This window comes from Kitasatospora sp. GP30, assembly GCF_029892145.1.
Taxonomy (GTDB): domain Bacteria; phylum Actinomycetota; class Actinomycetes; order Streptomycetales; family Streptomycetaceae; genus Kitasatospora; species Kitasatospora acidiphila.
In genome coordinates, this window is record NZ_JARZAH010000043.1 from 1 (window position 1) to 13,638 (window position 13,638).

General features: G+C 72.1%; 16 protein-coding genes and 1 pseudogene. 5 read left to right on the plus strand and 12 right to left on the minus strand.

Annotated features, from left to right (window positions below; translation table 11 throughout):
- A partial coding sequence (locus tag P3T35_RS34495; protein WP_280709082.1) for an NPCBM/NEW2 domain-containing protein occupies positions 1–1,039 on the plus strand: 1,039 nt, incomplete at its 5' end.
- Positions 1,040–1,078: 39 nt separating this feature from the next.
- Here P3T35_RS34495 and P3T35_RS34500 read toward each other — a convergent pair.
- The 6 genes and pseudogenes from P3T35_RS34500 to P3T35_RS34525 all read right to left on the minus strand — a co-directional run bounded on the left by P3T35_RS34500 (position 1,079) and on the right by P3T35_RS34525 (position 5,018).
- Positions 1,079–1,795: a DsbA family oxidoreductase gene (locus P3T35_RS34500; RefSeq protein WP_280709111.1), complete on the minus strand. Its 717-nt coding sequence runs from the start codon at positions 1,793–1,795 to the stop codon at positions 1,079–1,081.
- A gap of 51 nt (positions 1,796–1,846) precedes the next feature.
- Positions 1,847–1,978, minus strand: a pseudogene (locus P3T35_RS34505) (winged helix-turn-helix transcriptional regulator); the annotation flags it as partial.
- A 69-nt stretch (positions 1,979–2,047) separates the two neighbouring features.
- Positions 2,048–2,788 (minus strand): N-acetyltransferase, encoded by a 741-nt coding sequence (locus P3T35_RS34510; RefSeq protein WP_101385015.1) that lies wholly within the window; start codon positions 2,786–2,788, stop codon positions 2,048–2,050.
- A 51-nt stretch (positions 2,789–2,839) separates the two neighbouring features.
- Positions 2,840–3,439, minus strand: coding sequence for a hypothetical protein (locus P3T35_RS34515; RefSeq protein WP_101380382.1), 600 nt, complete (start codon positions 3,437–3,439; stop codon positions 2,840–2,842).
- Between the two features lie 73 nt (positions 3,440–3,512).
- Complete coding sequence (locus P3T35_RS34520) at positions 3,513–4,076, minus strand: SMI1/KNR4 family protein (RefSeq protein WP_101380383.1); 564 nt, start codon at positions 4,074–4,076, stop codon at positions 3,513–3,515.
- Between the two features lie 27 nt (positions 4,077–4,103).
- Entirely contained in the window at positions 4,104–5,018 is a 915-nt protein-coding gene (locus P3T35_RS34525) for an AraC family transcriptional regulator (protein WP_101380384.1), read from the minus strand.
- A 100-nt stretch (positions 5,019–5,118) separates the two neighbouring features.
- Here P3T35_RS34525 and P3T35_RS34530 point away from each other — a divergent pair, with 100 nt between their 5' ends.
- Complete coding sequence (locus P3T35_RS34530) at positions 5,119–6,033, plus strand: MBL fold metallo-hydrolase (RefSeq protein ID WP_101380385.1); 915 nt, start codon at positions 5,119–5,121, stop codon at positions 6,031–6,033.
- 38 nt (positions 6,034–6,071) lie between these two features.
- Here P3T35_RS34530 and P3T35_RS34535 read toward each other — a convergent pair whose 3' ends face one another.
- From P3T35_RS34535 to P3T35_RS34550, 4 genes are all read right to left on the minus strand, one after another.
- Positions 6,072–6,557 carry a hypothetical protein gene (locus P3T35_RS34535; RefSeq protein WP_101385016.1) on the minus strand — a complete coding sequence of 162 codons (486 nt, stop codon included), beginning with the start codon at positions 6,555–6,557 and terminating at the stop codon, positions 6,072–6,074.
- 90 nt (positions 6,558–6,647) lie between these two features.
- On the minus strand, positions 6,648–7,055 hold the full coding sequence (locus P3T35_RS34540; protein ID WP_101380386.1) for a spore-associated protein A: 408 nt from the start codon (positions 7,053–7,055) through the stop codon (positions 6,648–6,650).
- Positions 7,056–7,424: 369 nt separating this feature from the next.
- Positions 7,425–8,087, minus strand: coding sequence for a response regulator transcription factor (locus tag P3T35_RS34545; protein ID WP_101380388.1), 663 nt, complete (start codon positions 8,085–8,087; stop codon positions 7,425–7,427).
- Positions 8,084–9,238, minus strand: coding sequence for a sensor histidine kinase (locus P3T35_RS34550; RefSeq protein ID WP_101380389.1), 1,155 nt, complete (start codon positions 9,236–9,238; stop codon positions 8,084–8,086). Before P3T35_RS34550 ends, P3T35_RS34545 begins: the two co-directional genes overlap by 4 nt.
- Before the next feature lie 161 nt (positions 9,239–9,399).
- Here P3T35_RS34550 and P3T35_RS34555 point away from each other — a divergent pair, with 161 nt between their 5' ends.
- Complete coding sequence (locus tag P3T35_RS34555; protein WP_101380390.1) at positions 9,400–10,137, plus strand: ABC transporter ATP-binding protein; 738 nt, start codon at positions 9,400–9,402, stop codon at positions 10,135–10,137.
- On the plus strand, positions 10,134–11,114 hold the full coding sequence (locus P3T35_RS34560) for a transporter (protein WP_101380391.1): 981 nt from the start codon (positions 10,134–10,136) through the stop codon (positions 11,112–11,114). Before P3T35_RS34555 ends, P3T35_RS34560 begins: the two co-directional genes overlap by 4 nt.
- Before the next feature lie 3 nt (positions 11,115–11,117).
- Here P3T35_RS34560 and P3T35_RS34565 read toward each other — a convergent pair whose 3' ends face one another.
- The gene (locus P3T35_RS34565) at positions 11,118–12,404 is read right to left on the minus strand and encodes an MFS transporter (protein ID WP_101380392.1); all 1,287 of its coding nucleotides are present in this window, start codon (positions 12,402–12,404) and stop codon (positions 11,118–11,120) included.
- 127 nt (positions 12,405–12,531) lie between these two features.
- Here P3T35_RS34565 and P3T35_RS34570 point away from each other — a divergent pair, with 127 nt between their 5' ends.
- The gene (locus P3T35_RS34570) at positions 12,532–13,038 is read left to right on the plus strand and encodes an ABATE domain-containing protein (protein ID WP_101380393.1); all 507 of its coding nucleotides are present in this window, start codon (positions 12,532–12,534) and stop codon (positions 13,036–13,038) included.
- A gap of 66 nt (positions 13,039–13,104) precedes the next feature.
- On the opposite strand, the gene P3T35_RS34575 is transcribed toward P3T35_RS34570, so the two are convergent.
- Complete coding sequence (locus P3T35_RS34575) at positions 13,105–13,629, minus strand: universal stress protein (RefSeq protein WP_180356448.1); 525 nt, start codon at positions 13,627–13,629, stop codon at positions 13,105–13,107.
- Positions 13,630–13,638 lie beyond the last annotated feature (9 nt).

A 13,638-nucleotide genomic window follows, 5' to 3' on the forward strand; every position in this document is an offset into this window, starting at 1 on the left:
CGGTGGTGGGTCAGGCGCCGGCGGTGCGGGTGCGGCGGGCGCGGCCGGTGGTGGGTCAGGCGCCGGCGGTGCGGGTGCGGCGGGCGCGGCCGGTGGTGGGTCAGGCGCCGGCGGTGCGGGTGCGGCGGGCGCGGCCGGTGAGGGGCTCGGCACCGCGGGCAAAGCCGGCATCGTGGCCGCCGTCGTGGTCGCCGCCGCGGCGGCCGTCGCCTTCGCGCTGTCCGGCTCCCCCGCGCCCAAGCCGGCCGCCGCCGCGCCCGCGCCGCCCGCCACGGCCCCGTCGAGCCCGCCGCCGAGCGCTCCCGCGCCGCCGGCCCCCAAACCGACGACACCCGCGCCCTCACCGGCGCCCGCGTCAGCGCAGCCGTCACCCACGCACGCCCAGCCCCCGGCGCCCGCGCCGACCACCGCCGCGCCCACGCCGACCAGGGCCCTGCCGCTGCCGGCCCCCAGCATCCCGGCGGTCACCGTCCCGACGCCGCCCGGGCCCAGCGTGCCGACGCCGCCGCTGCCGCCCACCCCGGTGCCGACGCCGCCGCCGGTCCCGACGCCCAGCCCGAGCCCCGTGGTACCGCCGCCCCCGCCCCCGCCGGCCAGCTTCTGGGTGGACACCCTGCCGTTCTCCACGCAGGACCAGCGGCAGCCGCCGCCCGGCCCGAGCATCGTCCGCGACGAGAGCGGTTGGCTGTGGCAGCACCGCTTCCTGATCATCGGCGACACGCCCTACAACCGCGGCCTCTCGGTGCACGCCCCGGACACCGTGACCATCGACCTCAACCGGGCCTGCTCGGCCTATGACGCCGTCGTCGGCCTCGACAACCTGACGTTGTCACCGCGGAAGTTCCGGTTCAGCGTCCGGGACGGCGACGGCAGGCCGCTGTGGACCTCGCCCGCGCTGCGGGCCGGGCAGGCGGCCGTGCCGGTGCACGTGCCGCTGGCCGGCCTGCACCGGATCCAGTTGGTGGTGAGCCCGCACGACAACGGGATCTGGTCGGCGGCCAACCTGGCGGACTGGGCGGACGCGCGCTTCACCTGCTGACGTCCGCCCGATGCTGACGTCCACCCGGTGGGGCCCTGCTCAGATCGCGCAGGCCCCGTCGGCGCAGGCCTCGCCGTCGCCCGTCTCGGCGGTGCCCGTCTCGGCGGTGCCCGTCTCGCTGGCGACCTGCTGGAGCACCTTGAGGAAGGTCTCCGTCTCCTGGCCGCCCTGCACCGCCCACTGGCCCTCGAAGACGAAGGTCGGCACGGCGCTGATCCCCAGCTGCTGCCCCTCGGCCAGCTGAGCCCGCACCTCGGCCGCGCCCTCCTCGCCGGCCAGGTACTCGGCCACCCGCGCCCGGTCCAGGCCCGCGGCCACCGCCACCTCGGTGAGCGCGGCCCGGTCGCCGACGTCCACCCCGTCCGAGAAGTGCGCCTTGAGCAGCGCCTCCTTCAGCTCGCCCTGCACCTTGGCGCCGTACTCGGTCTCGGCCAGGTGCAGCAGCCGGTGGCCGAGGAAGGTGTTGGCGTGCAGCGCGGCGTCGAAGTCGTAGTCGATGCCCTCGGTCTTGCCCAGCTCAGTCACCCGGTCGTCCATTGCGCGGGACTGCGGGCCGTAGCGCTCGGCCAGCCAGGCGCGGTGCGGGCTGGCGGTCGCCGGGGCGTCCGGCACCAGCTGGTACGGGCGGTACACCACCTCGACGTCTCCGCCGAACTGGGCCAGCGCCCGGTCGAAGCGGCGCTTGCCGATGTAGCACCAGGGGCAGGCGATGTCCGAGTAGATCTCGACCTTCATGGCGGAGGTGGCTCCTGTCAGTGGGTGGCTTTATGTGATGAACGTGAAAGTTCAACCACTATGTCCGACCTGCTATTCCGCGGCCCCGGTGCGGACCAGCCGGGCCAGGCTCCAGCCCAGGCCGGTCAGCTCGTACTCGACCTGGGGCGGCACGGTCGGGTGCACGGTGCACGCCACCAGCCCGTCCCTCTCCAACCGGCGCACGCCACGGCTGAGCTCCACCATCACCTGGACGGACCACTTGTGGGCCTCGTCCACCGTCAGCTGGTCCCGTCAGGCCAGCCCGTGCCGCACCCAGACGTTCGGCTCCACATAGCTCGCGCAGTCCCGCTCCGGCAGGCACTCCACCGGCACCAGCGCCTTCGGCACCAGGACCGGCCCGGCGGTGTCGAACGGCAGCCCCGTCCAGTCGCGCCACTGCGCCAGCGTCCCGGACACCGTCATCGAGCACGGCGCCACCGCCTCGATCACGCCGCCGGCCCGCACGTGGGTGCGCAACCAGGCATCCACCGGCAGACCGTCCTCCCGGGTACGGCGCATGTACTCCGCCATCGGGGTCTCGGGCTCCAGGTGCTTGCCGGTCGGCCGGACCGGGGCCACCAGCTCCGCGAACCCCCGGTCCCGCGCGTTGTGGCGCATCGCGTCCAGCATCAGCGCCGACAGCCCGTGCCCCAGCCGGTCCTCCCGGACGGTGATGTCGATCGCGCTCACGGTGTCCGGGACCGCGCCGGTCCGCCGGTCCTTGAACGCCCACAGCAGCACCTCGTCCCACCCGCCGGGCGGCAACTCCCCGCGCCCCTCCACCCGCAGCGCGAACGGCACACTGTGCCCGCGGGCCACCACGGAACCGTCCGCCTCTGTCGCCACCACGGTGAACTCCGGGAACGCCGAGTCCAGTTCGGCGAAGAACGCCCGGCCCACGGGGTCGGCCAAGGAGAACGCGGGCCAGATGTCCGGGAAGTCCGCGTGCGCGAGTTCGGGGCGCTCGGCGAGGGTGGTGATCACGAAATCCATGATCCGCACGGTAGTAGGGAGGCCGGTGGCGGCCAATCACATTTCGGCTGCTCAGGCGCCCGTCAACTGGAAGCCGCCCTGCGCCAGATAGAGGTCCGGCCCGGTGTGCGGCGCCTGGCACCGGGTCGCGACCGGGCTAGCCGTCGGCGACACGGGCTTGCCCGACCAGCCGACCCGGAGGTGGCCGTCACCGTCCCGGTAGAAGCTGAAGGCGGCCTCGGGGTGCCAGTCGCGCGGCGGCTGCTGCAGCGGCGGCACACCCGGCGGGGTGGTGTAGCTGATCCTGGCGGCCGTGCCGGTGACCACGGTGGTCGCGCCCGCGTCGGTCCCGGCTCCGGCATCGGTCTCGGTGAGGCAGTCGACGCTGACCTCGACCCGTACCGTCCCGATCCAGGCGCCGTGGTCGTAGAACACGTGCTGCATGGTGGCGTGACCGTGAGCGTCGCCGCCATGGCCGTTGGCGTCCATCCGCAGTGTGATCTGGTAGTCCGGGCTGAGCGCCGGGCTGCCGAGGGCGAGTTGGGCGAAGCCATGCAGGTGCTGCGCTGCCGCCTCGGATGCGGGTGCGGGTGCGGGTGCAGCCGAGGCGGATCCCGGGACACCGACGGCCAGGGCGGCTGCCACTGCTGCGCCGAGCAGGTATGTGCGCATGTTCAAACCTCGCTTGCTGACGGCTTGTTGGACCTCCACCATGGCAATCCCCGGCGCCCCGCCACCTCCCCCGTCAGGACGGACCGCCTCCCCTTCGCGGGGGATCCGAAGCCAGCCATGTGGAGTACCACTCGCGGAAGTCGGGCCCCGGCGCAAAGCCGCCCCAGTCGGGATCGTCCAGCCACACCTGCCCCGCGCAGGGGCCCGTCACCACCAACCGCGAGAACATCCCGCACCCGATCTCCCCGATCACCAAGGTCCCGTGCAGTGAATACGGCCGCGCCGTCTTCTCGGAATACGTGAACGGTGCGGCCAGAAAGCCGGGTTGCAGGCATTCCTGATACAGGCCGTACAGCGCTTCCTCGTCGTCGATCTCCTCCGTGAGCCCCACCACCCCGTAATCCGGGCCCGCTCCCCCATCGGCGACATGGCGGACGAAGCTCCGGAATGAATCGGGGAGCGCAATACCGAGCCGTTGTTCGAACGCTCGTATCACCCCCTCTTCCAGGGGAGGGCGAAGGCGGTAATCGTGGCAATCGGCGCCGAAGCGTTGACGTTCCGGGTCTTGTTGGGACATGACGGCGATGCGTGCACGCACGGCTGGGCTGTCCCAGGGATCGGCATTCTTGGTGGTCACATCGGCACAGTAGTGGCGTTCTCGGAACTATCGGGCCACCGTTGCTCGGTAGCGGCCCGGAGTGGTGCCGAACTCGCGGTTGAAGGCGTGGGAGAGGGCGTACGGAGTGCCGTAGCCGACTCGGCGGGCAATGGTGGCGAGGGGGTCCTGGGTATCGCGGAGGAGGGTGGCGGCGAAGGTGAGGCGCCACCAGGTGAGGTAGCCCATCGGAGGGCGGCCGACCAGGGCGGTGAACCGCCGGGCGAGGGTGGGGCGGGAGACACCCACCTCGGCGGCCAGGCGGTCATTGGTCCACGGCGCGGCCGGGTCCGAGTGCAGCGCCCTCAGGGCAGCGGCCGCCACCGGGTCGCCCAGGACGCCCGGCCAGGCTCCGGTCGTGCTCTCGGCCATCCAGGAGCGGATCATGTAGACGAGGAGGAGGTCGAGCAGGCTGGGCACGGCGATGCAGGCTCCCGGCTGCTGCTCGCCCAGCTCCCGCCCCAACAGGTCGATGGCGTACCGGAGTTCCTGATGGCTGCCGACCCGGCTGGGGAGGTGGACGACCTGCGGCAGCTCCGCCAGCAGCGGATGCACCTGGCTGCGGTCGAGCCGGTACTTGCCGCAGAGCAGCTCCACCTCGCCGGAGCCCGCCAGGGGCGGACGCGAGGTGCTCCCGTCGAGCCAGCGCTCGAACGGCACCGCCCGCTCGATCGCACCTTCGTCCGCGTCGGCATCCGCGAGCAGATGACCCGCGCCGTGCGGCAGCAGCACCGCGTCACCGGCGTTGAGCGGGAGCGGAGTGCCGCCATCGGTCAGCAACCGGCAACCGCCGCTCAGCACCACGTGGAACCCCGCGCCCTCGTACGGGGCCAGCCGGGTGCACCAACTCCCCCCGATCCGCACCCGGTTGGAGGAGGGCCGCCCGACGCGCACGGCCGCTATCGCATCGCTCACCACGTCCATCGGCTCAGCGTACCCGTGAGCTCAGGAGTGAGAGGGACGCGCATCTTGATGAGCTGCCAGAGCATTGAGAGCATCAGGTGCTCTCCCTAGGGTCGATTGCATGAACAGTGAGAGCGTGCAGAGCATGATGCTGGGCGATGTCGAGGTCATTCGCGTCGTCGAGTGGCAGGGGCCCTACATGAGCGCCCGTGCGCTGGTCCCGGGCTTCCCGGCGGAGCGATGGCAGGACAACGAGGGTTGGCTCGCGCCGGACCACTGGGTGCCGGATGGCGACCAGGCGATCGTGGCGTTGCAGACGTGGGTGCTGCGCAGTGGCGGGCGGACCGTCGTGGTCGACACCGGGGTGGGCAACGGGCGCGAGCGCCCCAGCTCGCCGACGTTCCACCACTGGCAGGGCGACTTCCTCGGGCGGCTGGCCCAGGCCGGCGTCCGCCCGGAGGAGGTGGACGTCGTCGTCAACACCCATCTCCACGTCGATCACGTCGGCTGGAACACCATGGACGCGGCGGGCGAGTGGGTGCCGACGTTCCCCAACGCCGAGTACCTGATGCCGGCCGCCGACGACTTCCACTACGGCCCGGACAACGCGTACGGGAACGGCCGGCGGGTCGACGACCGCCTGATCTACCAGGACAGCATCGCCCCCGTCCACCGCGCCGGACAGTCGGTGCTGTGGGACGGCAGCCACCGCATCGACGAACACCTCAGCCTGGAGTCGGCGCCCGGCCACACGCCCGGCTCGTCCGTCCTGCGGCTCGAATCCGGGGGCGACCGGGCTGTGTTCGTCGGCGATCTGCTGCACAGCCCGGTGCAGATCCTCGCCCCCTCCTGCAGCAGCTGCCTGTGCCTGGATCCGGCGGGCGCCGCGACCAGCCGCCGCCGAGTCCTCGAACGGGCCGCCGATCTGCGGGAGTTGGTCATCCCCGCGCACTTCGGCGGCACCGGGGCCGTGGAGGTCCGGCGAGCGGGTGGCGAGTTCACCCTCGGGCGGTGGGCGGCCTACGCGGCCGAGTAGGGGCGGCGGAGCTGGCGCTGAACCGTCCGAGGCCGACCTCAGAGCGAGTCGTAGTAGCCGGCGGGGCCGACCAGCACCGCCTGGAAGTAGCGCGGCTCGCTGTCCGTGTCCAGCGGCACCTCGTGACCGGCGACCCGGGTGAAGCCCAGCGGCAGGCCGGGCGCCAGGGGGTAGAGGCCACTGCCCCGGACGATGGGCTCACCCATCCGCTCCAGCTGGGCGAGGAGTTGGAGCGCCGGAGTGCGGAAGACGTCGGTGCCCCGGAAGGTGACGGTGATGTCCTCGGGACCGGGCCGGGGGCTCCACACCTCGGCCGCGGTGAGGGACTTGCCGTCCTCCAGATGGAAGACGATCTCGAACTGCGGGTGCAGCGCCAGCAGTTTCATGTAGCTGAACTGGCTGCTCTTGCCCTCGTCGGTGACCTTGATCCGGCCGAGGGCGGCGGCCGCCTCCTTGAGCGCGTCGGCGGGCATGCCGAGGGGAAAGCCGGTGATGCCGTGGGGCGGGTTCAGCTCGATCTGCATGGCGGCCACTGTAGGCGGCCACTACGTAGGGGTCTGCCCGCCCCTTCCGGTCGAGAGTCGAGAAGGGGCGGGCAGGGCCGGCTGCGCGGGTCAGCGGCAGGCCACGCCGAATTCACCGTTGCTGTAGCCGTTGATCGAGCCGGTGTAATCGACGCACTGGCCGGGCGCGTAGACGTACTTGGGGCCCGCGTACGTCGTGTAGTTGCCCGAGTCCTCCAGCCAGCTGCCGCCCGAAATCCGGATCGAGGCGGTCATGGGCTCGGCTGCGCCAGGCGAATTGCGCACCGTGACCACGCAGTTCTCGCCAGTGGCGCTGCTGTAGGCCAGCCAGACCGTGCCACCCGTCATGTCCATGTGCCTGATGCCGACGTAGCCCGAACCGCAAGCGCCGTCGTACGAGGCCGCGTTGGCCGCCGTGGGAACCGCGACAGCCGCACCGGCGGTCAGCGCTGCGATGACGCCGACGCGAGCGGTGATCTGCTTGATCCGCTTGTTCATGGTGCCACTCCTCTTCGTTGAACGAGTGAACCGTGCGACGGTGGACGGCTGTTGAGACGCCGACCGACCGATTGGTCGACCATGCTGGGGGCGGTCGGTATCGGCCGGGTAGCGCGGCGGTATCGGCAGCGTCCGACGCGTGCCCGGAAGTCGGACAGGCCGACTTCCGGGGGTCCACGATCACTCGGGAGCAGTGAGCAACGCTTGCGCGAGCTGTAGCAGCTCAATCGGGTGCAGCGCCCGGAGTTGGACGAGGATGGTGCCGGTGCACATGACGCGGTGGCGCTGGAAGATCTGGTCGCCGCCACCGTTGTCATCGTGCGCTGCGGCCGCACCCGCGGCTCCGCACAGGGCGATCAATCCTCATGTTCACCCGTCCGCCGACACCAGTCCCGCCTCGTAGGCCGCGATGACCAGGTGCACTCGGTCCCGTGCGTTCAGCTTGGTCAGCAGGCGGGCCACGTGGGTCTTCGCGGTGGCGGGGCCGATGTAGAGCTGCTCGGCGATCTCGCCGTTGGAGTGGCCACGGCCGACCAGGGTGAGGACTTCGCGTTCGCGGTCGGTGATGCCGTCGAGGTGCCGGCGAGGCTTGCTGGGCGCGGCGGGGCGGGTGGCGAAGTCGGCGATGAGGCGGCGGGTGACGGACGGGGCGATCAGGGCGTCACCGGCGGCGACGACGCGGATGGCGGCGATGATGTCCAGCAGCGCCATGTCCTTGACCAGGAAGCCGCTGGCGCCGGCGCGCAGCGAGGCATAGACGTTGTCGTCCTCGTCGAAGGTGGTGAGCATCAGGACACGCGGCGTCGGGGCGGTCGCGGTGATCGCACGGGTGGCTTCGATGCCGTCCATTCCTGGCATCCGGATGTCCATCACCACCACGTCGGGCTGGAGTTGAAGAGCCAGCTGGACGGCTTCGTCTCCGCTGCCGGCCTCGCCCACGACGTCGAGGTCGGGGAGATCGGCGATCACCATGCTCAGTGCGGTGCGCACCAGTTCCTGGTCATCGGCCAGCAGCACCCGGGTGGCGGTCATACCGGCAGCTCCGCCGTGACCCGGAAGCCGCCCTCGGGCCTGCTGCCCGCGCTGAACCGGCCGCCCAGCAGGGCGACTCGCTCACGCATCCCGGGGATTCCGAAGCCCGAGCCGGCGGATGACCGCCCCGCGCCCTGCCCGTCGTCGGTGATCTCGATGGCCAACTCCTCGTCCCCGTACGTCACACAGACCTGGCAGCGCCGGGCACCCGAGTGGCGCACGGTGTTGGTGACCGACTCCTGGATGATCCGGAAGGCGGCCACATCGATCTCGGGGGGCAACGGGCGTGCCCGCCCCTCGCGGTGGACCTGGACCCGCACCCCGGCGTCCGAGGTGGTTTCGGCCAACCGGTCGAGCGCCTCCAGGCCCACGGCGACGGCGGCTCCGGAGAGGTCCTCGTCGGCCCGGCGCAGCGAGACCAGCATGCGCCGCAGTCCGGCCAGGGTCTCGCGGCTGGTGGTCTCGATGGCGCCGAGTGCCTTGCGCGCATTGGCCGGCTGGGTGTCCAGCACCAGGCCGGCCGCACCCGCCTGGAACGCGATGACGCCCATGCTGTGCGCCACCATGTCGTGCAACTCCCGGGCGATCCGGAGCCGTTCTGCGGTCAGTGCGTGGGAGCGCAGGGCCTCGCCGTAATCCCGTTGCTGGCGGATCGAGTTGCCGATCAGCCAGGCGATGGCGATCGCCGCAGCCAGTGCCGACAGCATGCTGAGCAGGTCGCTGACCGTCTCCTGGCCCTGGTTCAATGCCGCCCATTGGCCGACCCACACGGCCAGTTCGGCACCGGCGGCCGCGAGGGCCGTGCGGCGCGGCCGGGTGGCCGCGAGGTAGCCGACCAGGGTGGCCAGGACCAGGAAGAACGGCCAGGTCCGCATCCCCAGGGTCGCGACCGCGCACGACTCGGCCAGCAGCGCTCCGAAGACCGGCAGCGGCCACCGGCGGGCCCAGCCGATCGCCACCGCCAGCACGACGGCCACCCCCGCCCGGACCGCGATGTCCAGGGTGACCGGCGGGTGCGGCCGCAGGCCGAGCGGTCCGGCCCGGTAGGTCGTGGTGACGAACAGCAGCAGCGCGAACAGCCCGGCGGCACACCAGGTCAACGCCGACCAGACACCCGACGGCAGTCGTCTCAGCCACGGGGGCCGCGGCATCGCTTGATCCACCCGGCGATGGTAGCCAGCCACCCCACCCTCCCGGCGTCCCCCTGGAGGCGTACGCCCGGCGGGCTACCGGCGTCCGCCACAGGCCAGACGCGGTGCCGGGCCGCTCCGCGACACCGTTGGGGCCTCAACCCGCCACGGAAGGAGAGAACGTGACCGCCGTCTTGCGAGCCCAGGGGCTGGGCAAGAGGTACAAGCAGCGCTGGGCCCTGTCGGACTGCACCCTGGAGGTCCCGGCCGGCCGCGTGGTCGGGCTGGTCGGCCCCAACGGCGCCGGGAAGTCGACGCTGCTGAACCTCGCCGCCGGCATGCTGACCCCGAGCGAGGGCACGATCGAGGTGTGCGGTGGCCGCCCGGCGAGCGGCGCGGCGCAGCTGGGCAAGGTCGGCTTCGTCGCCCAGGACACCCCGGTCTACGCCGGGCTCAGCATCGAGGACCACCTCCGGCTCGGCGCCCGCCTCAACCCGGGCTGGGACGATCGCCTGGCCCAAGACCGGATCCGGCGGCTCGGTCTGGACCCGGCCCAGCGGGCCGGCCGCCTATCGGGCGGGCAACGGGCCCAGCTGGCACTGACGTTGGGCATCGCCAAGTGCCCCGAGCTGCTGATCCTGGACGAACCGGTGGCCGCCCTCGACCCCCTGGCCCGCAGCAGGTTCCTGGATGACCTCGTGGAGGCCGTCGCCGAGCTGGAGTTGAGCGTGCTGCTCTCCTCGCACCTGGTCTCCGATCTGGAGCGGTGCTGCGACCACCTGATCGTGCTGGTCGGTTCCCGGGTGCAGGTGGCCGGAGAGATCGACGAGTTGCTCAGCGCCCATCGACAGCACAGCACCCTCGAAGACCTGGTACTCGCCTACATGAGCAACCCCACCCTCCTGGAGAACGTCCGATGATCTGGCTGACCTGGCGTCAGTTCCGCGTGCAGGCCGCCTGGGTCTTCGGCGCCCTCGCCCTGTTCTCAGCCGTCATGCTCGCCACTGGCCCGCACCTGGTGCACCTGCAGCACACCGCAGGGGACAACTTCGTCCAGTTGCTGGGCGGCGACGACTTCTCGGTGTACCTGCTGGGAGCCCTGCTGTGCCGTGCCGTGCCGGTCATCATCGGCGTCTTCTGGGGCGCGCCCCTGGTCGCCCGTGAGCTGGAGACCGGCACGCACCGGCTGGTGTGGAACCAGTCCGCCACCCGGACCCGCTGGCTGGCCGTGAAGCTCGGACTGGTCGGACTGGCCGCGGTGGCCGCCACCGGGCTGCTCACGCTCGCCGCGTCCTGGTGGTACGCCCCGATCGAGCAAGCGATCGTCCATGGTCATGGCGCGGCGGGTTACTCCGCGCGGCTCTCCCCCACCATGTTCGACTCACGTGGGGTGGTTCCGGTGGGCTGGGCGGCCTTCGCCTTCGCGCTCGGGGTCGCTGTGGGGATCGTGCTGCGCCGGACGGTGCCCGCGATGGCGACCACGCTGGCCGCCTTCGCGGTGGCCGAGGGCGTGATCTCGGTGCTCGTCCGGCCGATGCTGGTCGCGCCCAGCCGGGTCAGCACGCCGATCACCGCCGACAACTTCATGGGGCTGCGCAACGGCGCCCTGTCCGTGGACTTCAACCAGCACGGCGCCTGGGTCATCGCCTCACGAACCCTGGATGCCGCCGGCCACCCGGTCTCGGTGCCTCCGGCGTTCACCAACTGCATGCAGTCCGGCGGCGATCCGCAGGTGTGCGGTGGCGTGCTGGGCAAGCTGGGCTACCAGCAGGAGACCACCTTCCACGCGGCGAGCCACTTCTGGCCGCTGCAGTGGGCCGAGAGCGGGGTACTGCTGGCCCTGGCCCTGCTCATCAGCGGGCTGTGCTTCTGGCTCGTCCGCCGACAGGCCGTCTGACCGTCACTGGGCCGCCGGCATCGCCTTCAGCCGGCTCACCGGGGAGGCCGCCACCGCCAGCACCATCAGCGCGGAGCCGATCGCGATCCCGGTCAGCGCGGTGTGGGTGCCGAGACCGCCGGCCAGGTAGCCGCCGATCAGGCCTCCCAGCGAGCCGCCGCCGAACAGCAGGGTGCGGAAGGCGGCGTTCATCCGGCCCATCAGCGCCTGCGGGGTGCTCGCCTGGCGCAGGCTGACCATCACCACGTTGGCGACGCCCAGGCCCAGGTAGCTGAGGAAGAAGGCGGCCACGAAGAAGGCCAGCAGCACCGGACGCGAGCCGGCGGCGAACGGGATCAGCAGCGGGCCGGCGAAGACCAGGGTCATCGAGACCGCGTACACGGCACCGGTGCGGAAACGCTTGAGCAGCGCGCCGGAGAGGGCGGCGCCGACCAGGCCGCCGATCGAGGAGGCCGAGAAGACCAGGCCGACCAGACCGGCCGGGAGGCCCTCGTCGCGGACGGCGTAGAGCAGGAAGAGCGTCCAGACCGAGATCATCGAGAAGTTGCAGAACGGGCCGACCAGCGCCAGCGGCCGCAGCACCCGGTGGCCGAGGACGAACCGCAGGCCCTCCGCGATCTCCCCGCCCAGGTGCCGCTTCTCGGCGGCGGGTGCCGGCGGGGTCTCGGGGGTGCGGATCAGCAGCAGGGTGGCCAGCGAGACCAGGTAGGAGGTGGAGTCGACCACCAGGCTGATCGGCGCGGTCAGGGCGCCGATCAGCGCGCCGGCGATGCCGGGGCCGGCCACGTCGGTGGTGGAGGAGGTGACGCCGAGCTTCTGGTTGGCCTCCACGTAGTGCGCCTTGTCCTTCACCAGGGTGGGCACGAAGGACATCCAGCTGACGTCGAACAGCACCGAGAAGATGCCGATCGCGCAGGCCAGGCCGAGCAGCAGGCCGATGGTCAGCAGGTGGGTGGCGGCGAGCAGCGGGATCAGGCCGATCAGCACCATCCGGGCCGCGTTGGCCGCGATCATCACCCGGCGGCGGCGCATCCGGTCCACCAGGGCGCCGAAGACCAGGGCGAGACCGAGGTACGGCACCAGCTGCAGGAAGCGCAGCAGGCCGACCTGCGCCGGGCTGGCGTGGAAGGCGATGACGGCGGTGAGCGGCAGGGCGAGGGTGGTGACCTGGGTGCCCAGCAGGGAGAGGGTCTCGCCGAACCAGAAGGTGAGGAACTCGCGGTTGCGCCAGAGTTCGCCGGTGGCACCGGGTGTGGAGACGGCCGCGGTGGTGGGCGTCGTGGTGGTCATAGGGTCGATCCCCCGAGCTTTCTAACGCTTGGCCAGCTGTCGATGCATTAGATCCTGGCAGGCCATTCTCATGGATGCAAGGGCCTTGAAACGTTAGAATCGGAGGAACGCAATTCGAGGAGCGGCAATGACGACATCGGCGATCGAGTTCGCCAACACGGTGGTGGCCAAGCGCGGCACCCTGCGGGACGAGCTGGACGGCTGGCTCGCCGATGCCCGGATAGCCTCGGACGCCGGCCGTTTCCGCCAGCTGCGGGACGCGGTGCGCGGGCTGCTGACCGCGGCCACCGGCGGTGGCGAGTTCGCGGCGGCCGACCTGGCAGTGGTGAACGCGGCATCGTCCGCCGCGCCGCGCTGGCCGGTGCTGGCGCACGAGGCGGACGGGACGCTGACGGTCCGTGAGGAGACGGTCCGGGCGGACCGGACCGCCGAGGCACTGGCGGAGCTCGCCCAGGACGCGGTGCGCCTGCTCGGCGGCCCGCAGCGGCAGGAGCTGCGCGCCTGCCAGGGCCCGGGATGCGTGCAGTTCTTCGTCAAGGACCACCCGCGGCGCGAGTGGTGCGGCCCGGGCTGCGGCAACCGGGCCCGGGCGGCCCGGCACTACCAGAAGCACCGGGAGCAGCAGGCCGGTTGACAGCCCTACCGACCGGGCGGCGCCGGGACGAGCGGCCTCACTCGCCCGCCCGGTCGGCCTCGCCGGCTACCGCCCGGGCGGCGCCGGGACGATCAGCACCGGGCAGGCCGCGTGATGGGCGGCCGCCGAGCTGACCGAGCCCAGCAGCAGCCGGCTGAACCCGCCGTTGCCCCGGGCGCCCAGCACCAGGGTGTGCTGGCCGGCGGCGGCGCTGAGCAGCACCTCGATCGCCTGGCCGCAAGCGACGTGCGCCGAGCACGGACCGGTGAACGGGCGCTGCCGGGCCTGCTGCACGGTGTGGACGGCGCGGCGCAGCCCGTCGGTCATGCTCGCGCTGAGGTGCTCCACGCTGTCCTGCAGCACCTCGGCCAGGCCCACCGGGTGGCCACTGCCCTGCGCCGGGTCGACCACGCCGAGGAGGTAGAGCGGCAGGCCGTGCAGCTCCGCCTCGGTCATCGCGCGCTCCAGGGCCCAGAGCGAGCCGTCGGAGCCGTCGCAGGCCGCCAGCACCCCCGGCGGGTGCGGCGGGACGGGCAGCACGGTGCTGACGGTGAGCGGGGTCGCGGTGGAGGCCGGGTCAACGATGGTCACGGGGGCGCC